General features: G+C 67.6%; 17 protein-coding genes. 10 read left to right on the forward strand and 7 right to left on the reverse strand.

Annotated features, from left to right (window positions below; all coding sequences use genetic code 11):
- The first annotated feature begins 130 nt into the window (after positions 1 to 130).
- The 6 genes from BQ6202_RS04190 (at position 131) to BQ6202_RS04215 (ending at position 7,172) form a co-directional block, all read left to right on the forward strand.
- The gene (locus tag BQ6202_RS04190) at positions 131 to 2,071 is read left to right on the forward strand and encodes an ATP-dependent nuclease (RefSeq protein ID WP_072313249.1); all 1,941 of its coding nucleotides are present in this window, start codon (positions 131 to 133) and stop codon (positions 2,069 to 2,071) included.
- Positions 2,068 to 3,726 (forward strand): UvrD-helicase domain-containing protein, encoded by a 1,659-nt coding sequence (locus BQ6202_RS04195; RefSeq protein ID WP_072313250.1) that lies wholly within the window; start codon positions 2,068 to 2,070, stop codon positions 3,724 to 3,726. Before BQ6202_RS04190 ends, BQ6202_RS04195 begins: the two co-directional genes overlap by 4 nt.
- Positions 3,727 to 3,759: 33 nt before the next feature.
- A complete protein-coding gene (locus BQ6202_RS04200) occupies positions 3,760 to 4,095 on the forward strand; it encodes a hypothetical protein (protein ID WP_072313251.1) in 336 nt (111 codons plus the stop codon).
- Positions 4,096 to 4,312: 217 nt separating this feature from the next.
- The gene (locus tag BQ6202_RS04205; RefSeq protein ID WP_072313252.1) at positions 4,313 to 5,200 is read left to right on the forward strand and encodes a sce7726 family protein; all 888 of its coding nucleotides are present in this window, start codon (positions 4,313 to 4,315) and stop codon (positions 5,198 to 5,200) included.
- A 3-nt stretch (positions 5,201 to 5,203) separates the two neighbouring features.
- Complete coding sequence (locus BQ6202_RS04210) at positions 5,204 to 6,151, forward strand: sce7725 family protein (protein WP_072313253.1); 948 nt, start codon at positions 5,204 to 5,206, stop codon at positions 6,149 to 6,151.
- 115 nt (positions 6,152 to 6,266) lie between these two features.
- A complete protein-coding gene (locus BQ6202_RS04215; RefSeq protein WP_234946115.1) occupies positions 6,267 to 7,172 on the forward strand; it encodes an RES family NAD+ phosphorylase in 906 nt (301 codons plus the stop codon).
- Positions 7,173 to 7,667: 495 nt separating this feature from the next.
- On the opposite strand, the gene BQ6202_RS04220 is transcribed toward BQ6202_RS04215, so the two are convergent.
- The 7 genes from BQ6202_RS04220 to BQ6202_RS04250 all read right to left on the reverse strand — a co-directional run bounded on the left by BQ6202_RS04220 (position 7,668) and on the right by BQ6202_RS04250 (position 13,063).
- Entirely contained in the window at positions 7,668 to 8,348 is a 681-nt protein-coding gene (locus BQ6202_RS04220; RefSeq protein ID WP_083587007.1) for a hypothetical protein, read from the reverse strand.
- Positions 8,329 to 8,940 (reverse strand): TetR/AcrR family transcriptional regulator, encoded by a 612-nt coding sequence (locus BQ6202_RS04225; RefSeq protein WP_234946116.1) that lies wholly within the window; start codon positions 8,938 to 8,940, stop codon positions 8,329 to 8,331. Before BQ6202_RS04225 ends, BQ6202_RS04220 begins: the two co-directional genes overlap by 20 nt.
- 108 nt (positions 8,941 to 9,048) lie before the next feature.
- Positions 9,049 to 10,488, reverse strand: a complete 1,440-nt coding sequence (locus tag BQ6202_RS04230) for a dihydrolipoyl dehydrogenase family protein (RefSeq protein ID WP_072313255.1) — start codon at positions 10,486 to 10,488, stop codon at positions 9,049 to 9,051.
- Positions 10,489 to 10,592: 104 nt separating this feature from the next.
- Entirely contained in the window at positions 10,593 to 11,354 is a 762-nt protein-coding gene (locus BQ6202_RS04235; protein WP_072313256.1) for an SDR family NAD(P)-dependent oxidoreductase, read from the reverse strand.
- A 9-nt stretch (positions 11,355 to 11,363) separates the two neighbouring features.
- Complete coding sequence (locus BQ6202_RS04240; protein WP_072313257.1) at positions 11,364 to 11,618, reverse strand: glutaredoxin domain-containing protein; 255 nt, start codon at positions 11,616 to 11,618, stop codon at positions 11,364 to 11,366.
- Positions 11,619 to 11,661: 43 nt separating this feature from the next.
- Positions 11,662 to 12,339 carry a class F sortase gene (locus BQ6202_RS04245; RefSeq protein WP_083587009.1) on the reverse strand — a complete coding sequence of 226 codons (678 nt, stop codon included), beginning with the start codon at positions 12,337 to 12,339 and terminating at the stop codon, positions 11,662 to 11,664.
- A 13-nt stretch (positions 12,340 to 12,352) separates the two neighbouring features.
- A complete protein-coding gene (locus BQ6202_RS04250) occupies positions 12,353 to 13,063 on the reverse strand; it encodes a CHRD domain-containing protein (protein ID WP_072313907.1) in 711 nt (236 codons plus the stop codon).
- A 244-nt stretch (positions 13,064 to 13,307) separates the two neighbouring features.
- On the opposite strand from BQ6202_RS04250, the gene BQ6202_RS04255 reads away from it, so the two are divergent.
- The 4 genes from BQ6202_RS04255 (at position 13,308) to BQ6202_RS04270 (ending at position 17,037) form a co-directional block, all read left to right on the forward strand.
- A complete protein-coding gene (locus BQ6202_RS04255; RefSeq protein ID WP_072313258.1) occupies positions 13,308 to 13,832 on the forward strand; it encodes an RNA polymerase sigma factor in 525 nt (174 codons plus the stop codon).
- On the forward strand, positions 13,819 to 14,520 hold the full coding sequence (locus BQ6202_RS04260) for a hypothetical protein (protein ID WP_072313259.1): 702 nt from the start codon (positions 13,819 to 13,821) through the stop codon (positions 14,518 to 14,520). The genes BQ6202_RS04255 and BQ6202_RS04260 overlap by 14 nt, the downstream gene beginning before the upstream one ends.
- Before the next feature lie 71 nt (positions 14,521 to 14,591).
- Positions 14,592 to 15,494, forward strand: a complete 903-nt coding sequence (locus BQ6202_RS04265) for a hypothetical protein (protein ID WP_072313260.1) — start codon at positions 14,592 to 14,594, stop codon at positions 15,492 to 15,494.
- 97 nt (positions 15,495 to 15,591) lie between these two features.
- The gene (locus tag BQ6202_RS04270) at positions 15,592 to 17,037 is read left to right on the forward strand and encodes a cryptochrome/photolyase family protein (protein WP_072313261.1); all 1,446 of its coding nucleotides are present in this window, start codon (positions 15,592 to 15,594) and stop codon (positions 17,035 to 17,037) included.
- The last annotated feature ends 25 nt before the right edge of the window (positions 17,038 to 17,062 follow it).

Here is a 17,062-nt window from a genome sequence, read left to right on the forward strand (position 1 = left end):
ACAAAGCAGAAGGAGTAATGCACTACTTGTACACTCGAAGCGCTAACTCGATGAAGCCCTATCGAAACAATCCGCGTGCCCGCCTGGCCTGGGAAGCCACTCTGCGCGAGCAGCGAGACGAGGACGTCTGATGCAGATCACCCACCTTCGAATGTCCGGCTTTCAGTCGTTCGGTCCCGACGCGACCGAGATCGCGCTCCGCGACGTTACCTATATTCTGGGTCCCAACGGCGCCGGAAAGACGGCCGTGCTTGAGGCACTGTCGCGGCTTTTCAGCCCCCTGCCCGCGCAGCGAAAGATCCGGCACACCGACTTCCACATTCCGAACGGACGCAGCGCCGCCGACGTGCACGCCGAGGGACCGAAGCTCTGGATCGAGGTAGACATCGAGGTGCCGGAATCAGGAGAAGACGGCGACCACGCGTCCGTACCCCCGAACTTCGCGCACATGCGCATTGAGAGCGAGGACGGCGTGCCTCGGATCCGGGTGCGGCTAACGGCATCGATTGCGTCTGACAATGTGATCGACGAGAAGCTCGAGTACGTCCTTGAAGCGGATGGCGACGGCAACCCGGTGCGTCAGGCGGATATGTCGCGCTTCGATCGCGCCAACATCGAGGTGCACTATCTGCCGGCTCGCCGCGACCCGGCAGAACACATCACCTACACGACGGCCTCGCTCGTCGGGCGGGCTCTTCGCGCAGCTGACTGGACGACTGAACGCGCGACACTCGGCACTTTGTCCAAGGACCTGACCGATGCTTTGGCCGATAACGCTGCGGTGAAGAGCATCGGCGTCCAGCTCACGGGGGAGTGGACGGGGCTCCACTCTGGTGCCTTCTTCACCGACCCCTCGATTGCGTTTGGGGCTGGCGATCTGGAGAGCGTTCTTCGCCAACTCACCGTCTCGTTCGCGCCGTCGCCGGCCGGCTCGTCGCTGCCGTTCGACCGTTTGAGTGACGGCCAGAAGTCCCTGCTCTATATCTCATTGGTACTCGCGTGGCAGTCGCTGGCGCGAAAGGTGCTCGACGGCACCGAGGCCTCGTTCGATCAGCACCGGCTGCGTCCGCCGGTGCACACGATCGTCGCGCTCGAGGAACCGGAGAACAGCCTGGCGCCGCAATACCTCGGGCGCATTATTCGTCAACTCCGCAAGGCGGCCGCGAACGGCGATTCGCAGTCGTTGATCGCGACGCACTCACCTGCTCTGCTGCGCCGCGTCGGTCCAGAATCGATCTGCTTCCTGCGGCTCGACGGCAATCGTGAATCCCAGGTGCGCCACATCCTCTTGCCGACGACGAGCGACGAGACGGCGAAGTATGTGCGCGAAGCCGTCCTCGCCTTTCCGGAGCTGTACTTCTCGCGGTTGGTGGTGCTCGGCGAAGGCGACAGCGAGCAGATCGTGCTGCCCCGCGTGCTCGCCGCAGCGGGTATCGCGGAAGACGATGCTTCTGTGTCGGTCGTGCCGCTCGGTGGACGCCACGTCAATCACTTCTGGCGACTGCTCAACGAACTGCAGATCCCGCACGTCACGCTGCTCGACCTCGATTCCGGACGCCATCAGGGCGGCTGGGGACGCGTCGATAACGCTCTCAAGCAGTACAACAAGTTCGTGCCTGGTTCCTTCACGCAGGAGAAGATCGACAGCCTGTCAGCGTGGAATGCCGCGGTCGACTTCCCCGTGTTCGCTGATCCGAACTACCAAGACGGGCACGGCCCGATCTACGCGCTCGAGCAGAAAGGCGTTTACTTCTCCCACCCGGTTGATCTCGACCTCATGATGCTCGAAGCCTTCCCGAACGCCTACGGCGCTTCTCCCACTGGCGCGCCCACCGAGAAGACGATCACGGCAGTGCTTGGCGGGTCGCACGCCAATGAAGATCGTCTCCCGGCTGCTGTGCTGGCGCTCTTCGCTGACTACCACCGCAAATTCGATCTGAAGAGCAAGCCCGCCGCGCATCTGAAGGCTATGGCCGCGCTCACGGACGAGGAGCTCCTGGCTGATCTGCCCGAGGTACTGAGCCGACTCGTGGAAAATGTGCGCGCGCGACTGGGAGCGTTGCCCGAGTGATCCGTCCAGAGGAATGGACACCGGTCGGCGGGCTGCAGCTCGAGCCCAATGCGCTAAGAGCGGTGCGTGAGACCACCGCGAATGTCGTGGTCACGGCTGGGCCTGGCGCCGGTAAGACCGAGCTGCTGGCTCAGCGCGCAGACTTCCTTTTTCGCACCGGAGCGAGCCCGTACCCGAAACGGATCCTTGCCATCTCCTTTAAGGTCGATGCGGCACGCAACCTGCAGTCCCGTGTGCGCCTGCGCTCCGGATCGCAGTACGCGGCCCGATTCGACAGCTTCACCTTCCACGCCTTCGCTAAGCGCCTGATCGACAACTTCCGGCCGACGTTGACCGGGCGGAATGCGCTGAACCCGGACTATCGTCTCGACGAGCGCACCCGGATCCAGGGCGTGCAGATTACCTTTGACGATCTCGTCCCGCTGGCGCTCGAAATCCTGGAGAAGAACGCCTACGCGCGGGGTGCATTGCGCCAGACCTACAGCCACGTCTTCATGGACGAGTTTCAGGACGCCACGACCGCGCAGTACAGCTTCCTGAGAAAGGCGTTCGCCGGCACTGGAGTGCAGCTCATCGGAGTCGGCGACACCAAACAGCGCATCATGGGGTTCGCCGATGCGCTTCGCGGCGTGATGGGCACCTTCGCGACGGACTTCAGCGCGCTCGACCTCAAGCTCTATCAGAACTTCCGATCGAAGCCGCGCCTCCGCCGCATGCAGAACCGCATGATCCTGGAGATGGATCCGGCGGCAGCCAGTCCGGAAGCGGATCTCGAGGGTGAAGCGGGTGTCTTGCAGGTTCGCCGATTCGCAACCGACGAAGAGGAAGCCATCGCGGTAACTAGCCTCATCAGGGGCTGGCTTGACGAAGGAGTTCCGCCGCGAGAGATCACCGTGCTCGCGCGTCAGCAGCCGCACCTCATCACGAGCGTCCTTGGCGGGCACCTGGCAGCGGCAGGAATTCCGTATCGCAACGAACAACAGTCCCAAGACATGACTGCCGAACCCGTGCCGGCGCTCATCTTCAACTTCCTGCGCGTCGTAGCCGACAATGCTCGCCCCGAGGCGTACGCGGAGCTGGTGCGCGTGGTGACGAGGGGTGGCATCGAGGAGGCCGACGGCGTTCTGGACAGCAAGCTCCGCGTAATCCTGCGGGACGCGCGAGGCACCGTGCGGACCGCCGCATTCGACGCCTCGACCTTCACTTCGTGGGAGCCGCTGATTCAGAGCTTCCTCGCGTTCGTGACGCGACCAGCGCTCAGCGCCCTGTCGCCCGCATACCAACAGGGGTCTCGGCTGGATGACATGATCGCGAAGGCGCTGAGCTCGTTCGAGCGAGAGTTGGATGTCGACGGCGATCCGCTCGGCGCCCTTGATCGGCTGTCCGAAGAGGACGCAGTGCGCGTCCTGACAGTGCATAAGTGCAAGGGGCTGGAGTTCGAGAAGGTCATCGTCCTCGGCGTGGAGCCCCAGTTCTTCTGGGGCGACGACGACGCTGATGTGAAGGCCGAATTCTTCGTCGCGATCTCGCGGGCTAAAGACGATCTTGTGCTGACCACTGCATTGAGTCGGTCGAAGCCCCCAGGAGCGAGCTATCGCTGGAAGACGTCGTCGCCTGCGCACGAGGAACTGCTGAGATACGCCGAAGAGTCCTGACACAAACAGAGAGACGAGCCCTTCGACCCGGCGATGTTTCCGGAGCTCCACATCAAGCGCAACGGTGCCAAGCTGTACCCGATCGGTAGCACCTGTGTGCAGAAGTTCGGTCGCACCGACCTGAACCGCCAGGTCACCCTCTATAGCGACCTATTCCGCCTGCGCGCCGCCATCCTCAACAACATGCGGATCACGCTCACCAGCGACTACTTCTCCCGGGCAATGATTGAGTACCTCAACGACGAAGGCGCATTCACCCCCGACAGGTGGGATGCCGATGATGGGTATGCGTTCATGCTCGACATGTTCAACAAGCGCAAGAAGGACGAGATCACTGGGCCATCGCAGATGAGAGCCTGGGCTAGGTAGGCTTAACGTACCTTGCAAGTGTCCGCGAGTGCTTCTCTCCCGCACGATTCGTCGCCGGCGTTCCGTGTGAGAGCGAGATGACCCCGAACCCTCAGCAGCCCCCAAGCCCCCATCTTCGGTTCGCGACGCTTCCGGGCTCCGAGGCACCGAGCAGCGGCTCGGCTAGACTCGGTACGCGGCTCAACCGCGAGATCGACGGTCGGCAAGGGGTGAGACGATGAGCGCGAGCAAGGAAGAACTCGCTGCGTTCACTCGCATGTTCTCGTCCGCGGTCGTCCGTGAGCTCGGCAAGCAGGGTAAGTCGGGACTCCTCGCCCGACTGCTGTACCAGTCTGGCTCGGTTCAAACGTTGAGGCCTGAGGCGACCGTCGGTGATGCCTTCGACCACGCTTTTCACGTTCTGCGCTCGCTCGGGAACCGCGACGAGTATGTGTACCGCTCCGCGATCACCCAGAAGATCTTGCTTGGCCGGCACAGCCTCCGCACGGCGTCGATGCTAGGTGAAGCGCGAGTCGGAACATCGAAGGCAGACGTAGTTGTCTTCAACGGCACGTCGACTGCTTACGAGATCAAGTCTGAGCGCGATTCGTTGGCCCGCCTGCGGAGTCAAGTACTGGCCTACTCTCAGGTGTTCGCCGCAGTCAACGTGGTCACGAGTCCATCGCACGTAGAGCACGTGCTTCGACAAGTCCCCGAAGAAGTCGGCGTGCTCATCCTCACCGACCGATTCGCTCTGAGGGTGGAGAGGCGTGCAACATGTGACTCCTCTCGCACTGAACCACTCGCGATCCTCGACTTCGTCCGCCTCGACGAAGCGTCCGCCATCCTGCGAGAGATCGGCATCGAGCCTCCGAATGTTCCCAACACACAGATGCGCGGCGCGCTGAATGAACTGTTCGCTGACCTTGACCCAACACGCGTGCACGACCTCATGGTGACTACTCTGAGGTCGTCCCGCTCCCGAAGCTCGGCCGAGAACTACATCAAATCTATCCCGATGTCCCTGCGTGCTGCCATGCTTACGCTAAAGATGAATGACGCGTCCAAGCAGAGGCTCCGCGACGCGACACGCTTGCCCGTAGGCGCCGCACTCGCTTGGAGATAGCTCATGTACTACCCGTACTTCCGAGGAAAGCAGTTCGAACTCCTCGCTCTCCGTGAGAGTGCAGAAGTGCTAGCCGAAGCCTCCTTCGTTCCCATCATCGAACCGGTGCGGGAATCCCTCAACGGCCTTGAGCGCGCACTTGCAGCAATCGGCGAGGCCGGCGGGCAGGCCATCGTGATCGTGAACCCTCGTCACGGCGACCATAAAGATGACGGGGCAAACATCAGTGCGTTCCTGAGCGAGAACTACAGGGGCAACGATGCCGTCTCCGCTGGAATCTTGCTCCTCAGCGGCACGAGCATCGACGAAGCCAAAGCCCTAATCTCGAACCACGCTCACCATAACCCGGCCATCGTCCATTCTGGATTCACAGCCGCGCGTGATATCGCTGAGTTTCTGCGTGACCGCGGAATTGATGCGACAAATGTGTTCAGCGAGGATCATGCCAGCATGCTTTATCGTAAGCACTTTCGAAGCGGAGCCAGGGTGCTGGTGCGTGACGGCTTCGAGCAGAAGAAGAACGCGGATTACGACCCGTTTGAATTCTTCTCCGACCTTCACGTCACATTCCAGGATCTCAACATGGACGGATACGGTGATTTCCTCACTGTGGGGGACCGATACACCGAAGGTGGCGGTCCGGCATACGCCGTTGCGATTCATCTCACGTACATCGACTCCACGAAGGATGACGCGATGTATGTGTATCACTTGAAGTCTGATTCGAACGATACGCCCACAGACCCGGCGGGCAAGTTCGCTGAGGCTCTCGCGAAACTCATCGCGAAGCTCGATAGTCCGGACTCCAAGCTCGTAGAAACATCGGCCGTTGAGGAGTTCCGGCGGCTTCATGCCACGCGTCACTTCCCGGGCCTCGGGTACATAAAGAAGCTTTCGATCCGGCATCACATCGAGACGCTCGCGGACTATCACCGCAACGCGGATGCCTGAACGCCTATGCTGCGCTGAATGTTTCGGCGACGATTTCCTGCGCGACTTCATATCCGGCAAGCTCAACTCGAGTACAGGGGTGTGCGCCTATTGCGATGTCGCTACCGTGACGCTTGTGGAACCATCTCTCCTCCGTGAGCAATTTGAGAATCTGCTTGCTATATACGATCCAGACTCGAACGGACAACCACTACCCGCGTTGCTTCGACGGGACTGGGGGCTTTTTTCCGGTTCAGTGATGCGGAACGATCCAGCTGCCAAAGAGCTTCTCGCGGACATCCTCGACGATGGTGAGGTCGTGAGAAAGCTCTACTCGGCGTCGGACAAGTACAGGGCGACCAGCTTGGCCCACTGGGATGATCTGCGCATTGAGATGATGCACGGTAATCGGTGGTTCCTGGAGCAAGAAATCGACTATGACCGTCTTCGGGAGCTGCTCGACTACCTAATCGTCGACCCGACGACGCTGAGCCCTGGCTGGCACCGCGCTCGTATCGTCAGTGATGATCCGTTTCCACTCGACAAGATGGGTGCTCCGCCCCCCAAGAAGGCGGGACACGGGCGGGCAAATCCTGCGGGCATCCCATACCTGTATCTCGGATCGAGCCCGACCACAGCGATATCGGAAGTGCGACCACACACTGGTGAGCTCGCGTGCGTCGCCGAGTTCGAGATCCCCAGCATGAAGGCAGTCGACCTCCGGGCTCCACGGGCGCGCATCTCGCCGTTTGAGCTCAACGACGACGAAGTCGGGCAGATGCATGCAGATCTGCCACTCCTTGAGCGTCTCGGGGACGAGCTCACTCGACCGGTGCTACCCCAGGGCGCGCCGTTCGAGTACGTCCCGAGTCAGCACCTGTGCGAGTTCATCAAGAGCTGTGGTTTCGATGGCGTTGTTTATAGAAGCTCTGTCAGTGAAGGCATTAACCTGGCGCTGTTCCATCCGGAGCAAGCGACTGGGGTCAGCGTGAACCAGTACGACGTTGCGAAGGTTGAGGTGCACGTCGCCTCCAAGGCATGATGCGCTTACGGCTCAAGCTGCCCAAAAGATCGTCCTAGAGTTTCGCACCGGCGGCAGTCCTCCGTCCGGCTCGATCTCCTCGGTGACTTTCGCCGGAGCGATGTGAGGAGAGGCAACAACGAGGCCGCTCGGGTACGCCGTGCCTATGATCTTCAGCCAAGAGTGTGAGCATCGGCCCGTACCTGATCGATGGAGCAAAGAGCGCGAAGCACTCACACAAAGCTCACGTAAACCCCGCGCCGAGGGGCCGAACGGCTACCAAGATCCGGGACCTGGCCGGGACCTGGCCGGGACCTGACGCATACAATCCATGCAAGTCATGACGTGAAATTGCGCCGTCTGAGGGGCATCGAATCCCGGAAAATCAAGGAATCGGTCCGACCCGTCTACCTAGGGGTCAAGGGGTCGCAGGTTCAAATCCTGTCAGCCCGACAGAGAAGCCCTGATGAGAAGCTGTTCTCATCAGGGCTCTGCTGTTCCCGCGCGGGTCTCTGACTAACCTCGGCTGCTCGGCGCGGACGCCCCACGCTGGGCGGGTGTCCGCGCCCGCCAAAGCGCCACGGCGAGCCAGAGCACGGCGGCGGCCGTCAGGAGGCCGTGCGCGATGCGACCGGCCGGGGACAGGAAGAACTGGGGCAGGTACAGCGCGATCATCGTGGCGAGCGGTGCAGCGGCGTACCGCGGGAGCACCCCGCCGCGCCACACGGCGATCGCCAGCGTGACCGTTCCCGCTGCGACGCAGAGGAGCCCCGCGACGAAGACGGACAGCTGGAGCGCCCCGGATCGGATCGCTTCCGACATCAGGAGGATCGTCGACTCGTCGTCGGTGATCGCGTGCAGCGCGAAGGTCTCGGCGCCGTAGTAGAGCAGCGTCAGGCCGACCCCTGCCAAGAGCAGGGGGAGCGCGGCGCGAGCAGCACTGGCCCCTGGCGTCGCGATGTGCACATCGCGCAGCGGGATCGCGCCGAGCGCGAGGAGGACGAAGGCGACCGCGCCGATCAGATGGGCGGCCACCCACCACGGGGAACCGAAGGCCTCGGCGAGACCCGTCGCGGTGTCGAGCTTGTCGGACCAGGGCCGCAGCAGTGGGAAGAGCGCGAAGAGCACGCCGCTGCACGCCAGCGCGGCGGCGCCCCCAAGGTGACCGGTGACGGCATCACCGGACAGGCGAGTCATCACGCTCCTCAGTGAGAGATGGGCTCGGAGGCAACGTCGACAGGAACCCGGCGACCATGCGCGCGAAGCTCTCGTCGATCTCCTCAGCGAGACCGAACCCGTTGCTCGACTCGATGTCGGCGAAGCCGTGCACCATGGCTCGCAGGCTGCGTGTGACGTGGATCGCATCCGTGCCTCCGATGGCGCAGCCGCGCAGCACCGCCAGGATGACGTCCAGCTGCCGCTGCGCGGCCTCCGCTGTTCGAGCGTCGCGCAGCGGGTCAGAGGGGATGGCGGCGTACCGCTTCGGATGGGACGCGGCGTAGTCGCGGTACGCATGCATGAGTGCCGCGACGGCGTCAGCGCCGCTGCGTCCCATTGCGGCCGAGGTGAGCACCTCGGTGATCTCGGTCAGCACCCGCTCGGCCACCGAGGCCTTCAGGTCGGCGAGGCCGCCCACGTGCTTGTACAGCGATGGACCTCGCACGCCAGTGCGCTCGGCGATCGCCGCCATGGTCAGCGCGGCGAGGCCGTGCGCATCGATCTCGGCGAGCGCGGCGTCGGCGATCGCGCTCGGGGTGAGCTTGGCACGCGAGTCCTGCGCGCTACGCACGTTGGCTACGATCCATAGCCAGAACGCTACAAGCAGTAGCCGCTGAAGGCAAGGAGAGGCAGCTCCTCGGCGCCCCGCGGAGATGCGTGAGGCTTCTTTGCCCCGGGACTAGGCGAGCTTCGCGGGGGAGCTGGGCTCAGCCATCGCGAGCCGCGCCGCCGTCCCGATCACCGCCGAGTACGTCGGGTAGGCGAAGCGCACCTCGGCGAGCGTCTGCACGTGCACGCCCGCCGCCATCGCCGTCGTCACGGCCTGGATGACCTCGACCGCGTTCTCGCCCACGGCGTGCGCCCCGAGCACGGTCGTGCGGCGGCGGTCCACGACGAGCTTGAGGAATCCCGAGTCTCGGTCGTCGATGACGGCGCGGTCGAGCTGTTCGTACGGCGCCGTCACGACCACGCACTGCGGGTCCCGCTCCCGGGCCTCGTCCTCGGTGAAGCCGACACCCGCGTAGTCCGGGTCGGTGAACCCGCCGGCCGGCAGCAGCGTGTGCGGGGCGCGCACGCTCGCGCCGAGCACCGCGTTCTCGGCCGCGGCCTCGCCCTCGAACTGCGCTGCCTGCACGAGCATGTCGCGGCCGTTGGCGTCACCGACGGCGAAGATGTGCGGCACAGCGGTGCGCAGGTAGCGGTCGGCGGGGATCGCGCCGCGCTGGATCTCGAGCCCCGCGTGCTCGAGCCCCAAATCGTGCACGTCGGCCGGCCAGCCGGTTGCCATGATGACGGCGTCGACCTCGATGCTGCGCTCGGTCGGCTCAGCCTCCTCGTCGGCGCCGCCCTCGCGCTCGGTCCACACCAGGTCGATAGCGCCGGACGCCGAGCGCTCGAGTCGGGAGACGCCCGCGATGCCCGTGCGGACATCCACGCCGTGACTGCGGAACGCCTCGGTCACGTGTGCCGACACATCGGCATCCGAGGGCATCAGGATGCGCGGCGCGACGTCGAGGAGGGTGACGGATGCGCCGAACGCGTCGAGCACCGTGACGAGCTGCGCACCGGTGTTGCCGCCACCGACGACGGCCACGCGTTCCGGCAGCGCGGGCAGGTCGAGCACCTCGTCCGGCACGATCGCGAGCTCGGCGCCGGGGATCGGCAGGCGCCGCGCGTGCCCGCCGACGCACACGAGGATCGAGTCGCCGACGAGCCGCCTCCCGCTGTCGAGCTGCAGCGTCTGCTGGTCGACGAAGCGAGCGCGGCCCTCCTGGATGAGCTCGACGCCGGCGTCGGCGAAGCGCTCGGCCTCGCGCTTCACAGCGCGCACCTCGTCGACGCGCGAGTGCACGCGCTCCACCGTGCGCCGCCAGTCGACCCGCACGTCGCCCGTCTCGATGCCGTACTCGCCCGCGGCGCGCGCCTCGCGCACGAGTCGCGCCGCCTTCGCGAGCACGCGGGTCGGCACGCAGCCGGTGTTCACGCACGTGCCGCCCGTGCGCGCCGCCTCGACGACGGCGACGGATGCGCCGAGCTCGGCGGCTCGGAGCGCGGCCGCGGTGCCTGCGGGGCCAGCGCCGATGACGACGACGTCGTAGCGGGCGGGGGAGTCGGTCATGGGTGCTCCAGACGTGGACGCGGGGCTGCTCTCAGTATGGACGCTGGAGGTCGAGCAGCGGATGAGTTCGCGAGCGGGCCCTGGAGGCACGGACCACCGGCGGCTCAGGAGCGCAAGTAGGAGGCGCCGTTGAAGTCGAGCACGCCGCCGGATGACCAGGCGGCCGCGGGCGAGCTCAGGAAGAGGACGGCCTCGGCGACCTCGTCCGGCGTGCCGACGCGCCCGAACGGGCTCTGCGCGCGGAGGTGCTCTCCAGCGGTGCCCTCGATGTTCTCGGTCTGCCGGTCGGTGCTGATGAACCCCGGCGCGATCGACGTCACGACGATGCCGTGCGGCGCGAGCGCCACCGCCATCGACTGGCCGAAGGCGTGCAGCCCGGCCTTCGCGGCACCGTATGCGGGGAAGTCGGGCTCGCCGCGGTATGCGCCGCGGGATCCGACGTTCACGACGAATCCCGGCGCCTCGCGGTCGATCAAACGACGCGCGACGAGGTAGGTCATGTGCGCGGCGCCGAGGAGATCGACGTCCACGATCGTTCGCCACGCTGCCTGCCAGGCCTCGTAGTCGACCTCGTCGACCCCATGACGATTCTCGTCGTTCGGCGCGACGGCGGCGTTGTTGACCAGGATGTCCACGCCGCCGAGGGCTTCGTCGGCGGTTCGAACGATCTCGGCGGCCACTTCCGGGTCGCTGAGATCGCCACCGACGATGACGTGGCCCGTGCCCGCCATCGCCCGAACCGTCTCCTCCGCCGCGGACCGGTCAGCCCCATAGTGCACCGCGACGCGGTCACCGCGCGCGGCGAGAGCGCAGGCGATCGCGCGGCCGATGCCGCGCGAGGCTCCCGTGACCAGTGCAGCCGACATGACGCCCGCTCAGATGAGCGCGAGCTCGCGCAGCTTGGCCTCGACCTCGGCGTTCGACGGCTCCACCTGGTGGGCGCCATCGGGGAAGACCACGACAGGGATGTTCATGCGGCCCGCGATGCGCTGCGCCTCTGCCGCCGCCTCGTCGTCGTGCTCGACGTCGATGTACTCGTAGTCGACGGGCAGCACGTCGAGCTGCTGCTTCGTGCGTCGGCAGTCGCGGCACCAGTCGGCACCGTAGACCCGGATCGTCTGCTCGCTCATCGCTCCACCCTAAGTGCCGCGGGTGTGAGCCGCGCCGAGTCGCTCAGCCGGCGACCCGCTCCGCGTACACGACGCGATTCTCGTCGTAGGTCGCGCTCGCGGGGTCGAAGACGCCGCCGCAGGTGATGAGCCGCAGCTCGTCTGCCGCGGTCGCGCCGAACACGTCGCCGGTCGGGAAGTCGGCCTTCACGTAGTCCGCCACCTCGGTGACGACGTAGCGGAAGACGGTGCCCGCCGCATCCGTCACCTCGACAGCGTCGCCACCGCGCAGCTCGTGCAGCCGGTGGAAGATGCCCGGCCCTGTCGTCGAGTCGACGTGCGCGGCGATGACGGTCGGCCCGTGCCCGCCCGGCCGCCCGCCGCCGGTGAACCAGCCGACGTCGTCGTAGTAGAAGGGCACCTCCATGTCGCCCTCGGCCGTGATGCCGAGGTCGATGAGCGGTTCCGACAGGTCGATGGATGCGATGGTCACGTTGGCAGGCGCAAGGGGCGTCACCGCGGAGTCGTCGGGCAGCGGCGCCGCCGACGGCTCAGGTGCGGGTGTGGAGGGCTGCTGCGTCGCTTCGGCCGCAGTCGACGGGGTCGCCGCGGGCTCCGTGTTCGCCGTCGGCGCCGCGCATCCGGTCACCGCGACCAGGACGAGGAGCGCCGCGGCGCACGCGGGCCGCAGCGCCCGACCGGTGAGGGTCGAGCGCTGCGGCGACTGCGAGGAAGTGCGCATCAGACCTGGAGAATCAGGCCTCTGCGCGCTGACGGCGGTGCGCGACGACGCCGACGCCGGCGAGCAGGGCGACGATGCCGAAGCCGGCGACGGTCATGCCGGTCGCGTCGAAGCCAGCGGCGGTGCCACCGGCACCCGTGTCGACGCCGCCGAGCGGCACCTCGGTGAGCTGGCCGCGCACGACGCCTGCGGCGAAGTCGACGGTGTGCGAGTCACCAGTGAAGGCGGCCGGGTCAGCCTCGATCTGCGCGAGCGTGAAGCCCTCACCGGTGTCCATGCCGTTGTCAGCCTCGACGCCGGTCGTGAACGGGCCCTCCATGCAGCCGGAGCTCGTGCGGGGGCCCTCGCCGATCGGCTCGGGGTTGGGGAAGGCGATGCGGGGCGGTCCGGGCTCGCCCTTGGCGGCCTCGTGGATGTGCGTCGCGGTGTCGGCCGGGCTCTGGTAGTCGCCGGAGACGCCCTCGAGGGTGATGTCGTAGCAGATGACGTCCAGCTCGGAGTTGATGCGGAACATGAAGGTGCCGGTCGCGCCCTCCTGGCCCGGGGCCACCTCGCCGTCGGCGTTGATGACCTGGTCGGGCGTCGCCATCACGGTGAAGGCGCTCGTGAACTCGGCCGGCTCCTCGACCTCGGTGGCGGCGTGCGCGGGCGCAGCGATGGCGATGAGCCCGACGGCGGCGGCGGCGCCGAGCGTCAGGTTGCGGGTGGATGTCTTCTTCAGCATGGTCTTGACCTCTCGACGCGCGGATGCCGGGTGCATCCCCTGTGAGGAGATACGCCGGCAAGGGGCCGTCCGTTCATCGCGGCCGGAGAACGCTTCGAGATGCCCGGATCTGGGCCTCGCGTGAACGCCGGAGGCTGCGCCGACGTACTCCCTGGTGACTCGCCTCTCCAGCGATGTCGATCGCCTAGCCTGAGGGGAGCGTGCCAACGTGACCGCACGTGCGCCGCAGCCCGGAGGAAGCCTGATGGAGCACCCGCTCGACGAGCCCGCTGCGTTCGACGCTGGGCGCGCGTTCGACGACCACGGCGCGGCACTGCTCGGCTTCGCGGTGAACGCGCTGCGCGATCATCCGCTCGCCGAGGACTGCGTGCAGGAGACCTTCCTGCGCGCCTGGCGGGCGCAGGAGCGCTACGACCCGGCGCGCGCATCCGAGCGCACCTGGTTGTTCGCCATCGCTCGCAACGTGATCGCGGATGCGCTGCGGTCGCGGGCGCGCACGCCGCGGTTCGGCGAGGAGGCGCTCCTCGACGACCAGCCGGCGAGCGCGGTCGACCCGCTCGAGCGGCTGCGCATCACGGAGGCGCTCGCGATCCTCAGCGCCCCGCACCGCGAGGTCATCGTCGCCGTGCACCTGCGCGGCCACTCGTACCAAGAGCTCGCCGACGCGACCGGCACCCCCGTCGCCACGCTGCGGACCCGCGCGTTCCACGCCCTGCGGGCGCTGCGCGGCCACCTCGAAGGATCGGAAGAAGCCCATGCCCACAGCTGACGACCGGCGCTCGGAGCTCATCGCCGCCGCGGTCTCCGACGACCTCAGCGCGGCCGAGCGCGCCGAGCTCGACGCCCTCCGCGCCAGCGATCCCGCGATCGACGCGGAGATCGAGGGCCTGCGATCGATGATGCAGGCCGTCGCACGGGCGACCCCGGCGTGGGAGGAGGCGGAGCCGAGCGCGGCGCTGCGCGACCGCGTGGTGCGCGTGACCGCCCCGCCGCAGCTGGGCGTGCGCGCGCCGCGCAGCGCGAGACGAGCCCAGCGCCGCCGCGCCTGGGTGCCGCTGCTCGCCGCCGCCTGCCTCGCCGTCGGCATCGGCGTCGGTGCGGTGCTGCCGCCCCTGCTCACGCCGACGCCCCAGGGCCCACCCGGGACGCTCGGCGCGATCGAGGCCGTGGAGGTGCGCGAGAGCCTCGACGAGGGCACGGTCGAGGCCGAGATCGTGGCGCACACCTGGGGGACCGAGGCGATCCTCGACGCTGACGGGCTCGAGGTCGGCGCCACCTACGACGTCGTGCTGATCGGCACCGACGGCACCGAGTTCTCTGCCGGCGCGATGCTGGGCTCCGACGTGCGCATCCACTGCCGCGTGAACGCGGCGGTGCTGCGCGAGGATGTCGTGCGGCTCGAGGTGCGCGGCGAGGACGCGGGCGTCGTCGCCGTCGCGGATCTGCCCACGATCTGACTCGGCCGCATCGCGCTCCGCGCATCCCTCGCCCACCGCTCGCACGGGTGCTTCTGGATAGCCTCGACAGCATGCCCCTCCAGCTCCGCTCCGCACTCGCGCGCGCCAACGACGCCAGCAGCGTCGCGCACGGCGCCGTCTCGACCGCCGCCATCGCCGGCCTCACGCTCATCGAGCCGCGCTCCCTGAGCGTCCGTGGCAGGTTGGCGTATCGCGCCGCCGCAGCCGGCGTCACCGCTTGGACCACGTGGGCCTCGTTCCAGGAGGAGCCCGTGGAGCTGCCGCTCGCGACGCGCATCGGGCTCACGGTCGGCGCGGCTGGCGCAGCCCTCGGCATCGCCGAGGCGGGGGAGGCGATCGACGCGCGCGTGCACGACCGCCTGCTCGCCGCGGGCGTCGGGCGGCCCCGCGCGGTGCTCGCCGCCGGTGCGGCTGTCGCTGCGCTCGGGACCTGGTGGCTCGCTCGCCGGTCAACGCTCGAGGCCGCTGCGGCGGGAGGCCACGGGGATGCCGGGGTCGAACCGACCGAGACGCTCGTCGAGGTGCCGGCCGAGGTGCGAGCGCTCGCCGAGCGGCTGCTCGGCGCGACCGATGACTTCGGCGCGGCGACCTTGCGCGCCCAGCTCGCCGATGCGCGCGCATCCGTCTGGGAGGGGCCGGAGCCCGATGCCTTCTGGCCGGGCATCGGCTTCGCCGTGCCCGCCGTCGCGCCGCTCGCCGTGCCGGGCGACGCGAGCTTCCCGGTGATCGGCCGCTACCGCCCGCTCGAGGGCCGCTCGTTCGACGTCGCGCTCGCGGTGCAGGAGGGCCGGCTCGCGGTGCTCTCGATCGCCGAGGGGCGCGACTGGAGCGAGGAGGAGCGCGTCGCGTGGATGGAGGCCGACCGCGGCGTGCACGAGCTGACCGCCTGGCCGAAGCCCGACGAGCTCGAGCTGCTCATCGAGACGCCCGAGGGCCTGCGGCCGATCGGCTGACGCCGGTCTACCGCCGCCGTCGCCTCCAGCCTGATCGCCGGCGCCCAGGCTGGTCGGCGACACTGCTCAGCATGGCGACGAGACGGCGCGAGGCGCGGTGAGGGCCGCGCTCATCCTCGGCACGCAGCTGCTCGAGCGGCATCCGGCCTTCGACGACGGTGACATCGACGAGCTGCTCATGGTCGAGTCGGCGGCGCTGTTCGACCGGCTGCCCTACCACCAGCACAAGATCGTGCTGGTGCTCTCGGCGATGCGCCACTTCGCCGAGCGGCAGCGCGAGCAGGGCCGCACCGTGCGATACCTGCGGCACACCGATGGCCGCGGCTTCGCGGCCGGCGTCGCCCACCTCATCGAGCGGCACGACATCGATGGGCTCGCGTGGATGCGCGCTGCCGACCGCGGCGTCGACCGTCGCATCGACCGCATCGCCGCCGCCGCCGACATCCGCTCGAAGCGCTACGCCGACCGCGCGTTCCTCACGCCCGAGCCCGAGCTCGACGCGTGGTTCCGCGACCATCCCCGAGCGCGCATGGAGGACTTCTACCGCTGGCAGCGGCAGCGCACCGGCATCCTCATGGAGGGCGCGCACCCCGCGGGCGGTCGCTGGAACTACGACGCCGACAACCGCGAGCCCCTGCCCAAGGCGGGCATCCCCATCCCGCCGCTGCCCCGCAGCGAGCCCGATGCCATCACGCTCGAGGTCATCGACGAGGTGCGCGAGCGCTTCCCCGATCACCCCGGCGACGCGCGCGACTTCTGGCTGCCCGTCACGCGCGACGATGCGCTCGCCTGGCTCGACGCCTTCGTCGAGGAGCGCCTGGGCGACTTCGGGCGCTACGAGGATGCGATGGCGGCCGACGAGCCCTTCCTCTTCCACTCGGTGCTGACGCCCGCCCTCAACACCGGTCTCCTCGCCCCGCACGACGTGGTGGATGCGGTGCTCGGCGCGAGCGGCGACGTTCCGCTGCCGTCGCTCGAGGGATTCCTGCGCCAGGTCATCGGCTGGCGCGAGTACATGCGCGGCATGTATCGCGCGCATCCGGAGCTCGAGGGCGCGAACGCGCTGGGCCTCACGCGCGAGCTCGAGCCCTGGTGGTACACGGGGGAGGGCGTGCCGGCGGAGCTGCCGGTGCCGGTGCGCACGGTGCTCGAGCGCGTGCTGCGCCACGGCTATGCCCACCACATCGAGCGGCTGATGGTGCTGGGCAACTGGTTCCTGCTCGAGGGCTACGCGCCGGCCTCCGTCAACCGCTGGTTCCTCTCGCTCTTCGTCGACGCCTACGAGTGGGTGATGGTGCCGAACGTGTTCGGGATGAGCCAGTTCGCCGATGGCGGCATGGTCGGCACGAAGCCCTACGTCTCCGGCGGCGCCTACCTGCAGCGCATGGGCCGGTGGTGGCCGTCGCAGCAGGCGGGGAAGGAGTCGGCGTTCACGGAGGGGTACTGGGACTTCCTGCAGCGGCACGAGGCGGTGCTCGCGGGCAACCCGAGGCTCGCTCGGCCGCTCGCGCAGATGCGTTCGCGTCGCGCGGTCGAGCCCTGAGGCGCGAACGCGCAGCACTTCGGTT

It is taken from the genome of Agrococcus sp. Marseille-P2731 (assembly GCF_900117395.1).
In the GTDB taxonomy this organism is placed as follows: domain Bacteria; phylum Actinomycetota; class Actinomycetes; order Actinomycetales; family Microbacteriaceae; genus Agrococcus.

What these genes read in the sequence shown, in the direction of transcription:
- BQ6202_RS04235 (WP_072313256.1), bottom strand. Translation starts at nt 11,354, where the DNA reads ATGTCGGCTGCACTGGTCACGGGAGCCTCGCGCGGCATCGGCCGCGCG.
- BQ6202_RS04230 (WP_072313255.1), bottom strand. Translation starts at nt 10,488, where the DNA reads ATGACCGACTCCCCCGCCCGCTACGACGTCGTCGTCATCGGCGCTGGC.
- BQ6202_RS04205 (WP_072313252.1), top strand. Translation starts at nt 4,313, where the DNA reads ATGAGCGCGAGCAAGGAAGAACTCGCTGCGTTCACTCGCATGTTCTCG.
- BQ6202_RS04245 (WP_083587009.1), bottom strand. Translation starts at nt 12,339, where the DNA reads ATGCGCACTTCCTCGCAGTCGCCGCAGCGCTCGACCCTCACCGGTCGG.
- BQ6202_RS04260 (WP_072313259.1), top strand. Translation starts at nt 13,819, where the DNA reads ATGCCCACAGCTGACGACCGGCGCTCGGAGCTCATCGCCGCCGCGGTC.
- BQ6202_RS04240 (WP_072313257.1), bottom strand. Translation starts at nt 11,618, where the DNA reads ATGAGCGAGCAGACGATCCGGGTCTACGGTGCCGACTGGTGCCGCGAC.
- BQ6202_RS04220 (WP_083587007.1), bottom strand. Translation starts at nt 8,348, where the DNA reads ATGACTCGCCTGTCCGGTGATGCCGTCACCGGTCACCTTGGGGGCGCC.
- BQ6202_RS04265 (WP_072313260.1), top strand. Translation starts at nt 14,592, where the DNA reads ATGCCCCTCCAGCTCCGCTCCGCACTCGCGCGCGCCAACGACGCCAGC.
- BQ6202_RS04250 (WP_072313907.1), bottom strand. Translation starts at nt 13,063, where the DNA reads ATGCTGAAGAAGACATCCACCCGCAACCTGACGCTCGGCGCCGCCGCC.
- BQ6202_RS04190 (WP_072313249.1), top strand. Translation starts at nt 131, where the DNA reads ATGCAGATCACCCACCTTCGAATGTCCGGCTTTCAGTCGTTCGGTCCC.
- BQ6202_RS04255 (WP_072313258.1), top strand. Translation starts at nt 13,308, where the DNA reads ATGGAGCACCCGCTCGACGAGCCCGCTGCGTTCGACGCTGGGCGCGCG.
- BQ6202_RS04200 (WP_072313251.1), top strand. Translation starts at nt 3,760, where the DNA reads ATGTTTCCGGAGCTCCACATCAAGCGCAACGGTGCCAAGCTGTACCCG.
- BQ6202_RS04210 (WP_072313253.1), top strand. Translation starts at nt 5,204, where the DNA reads ATGTACTACCCGTACTTCCGAGGAAAGCAGTTCGAACTCCTCGCTCTC.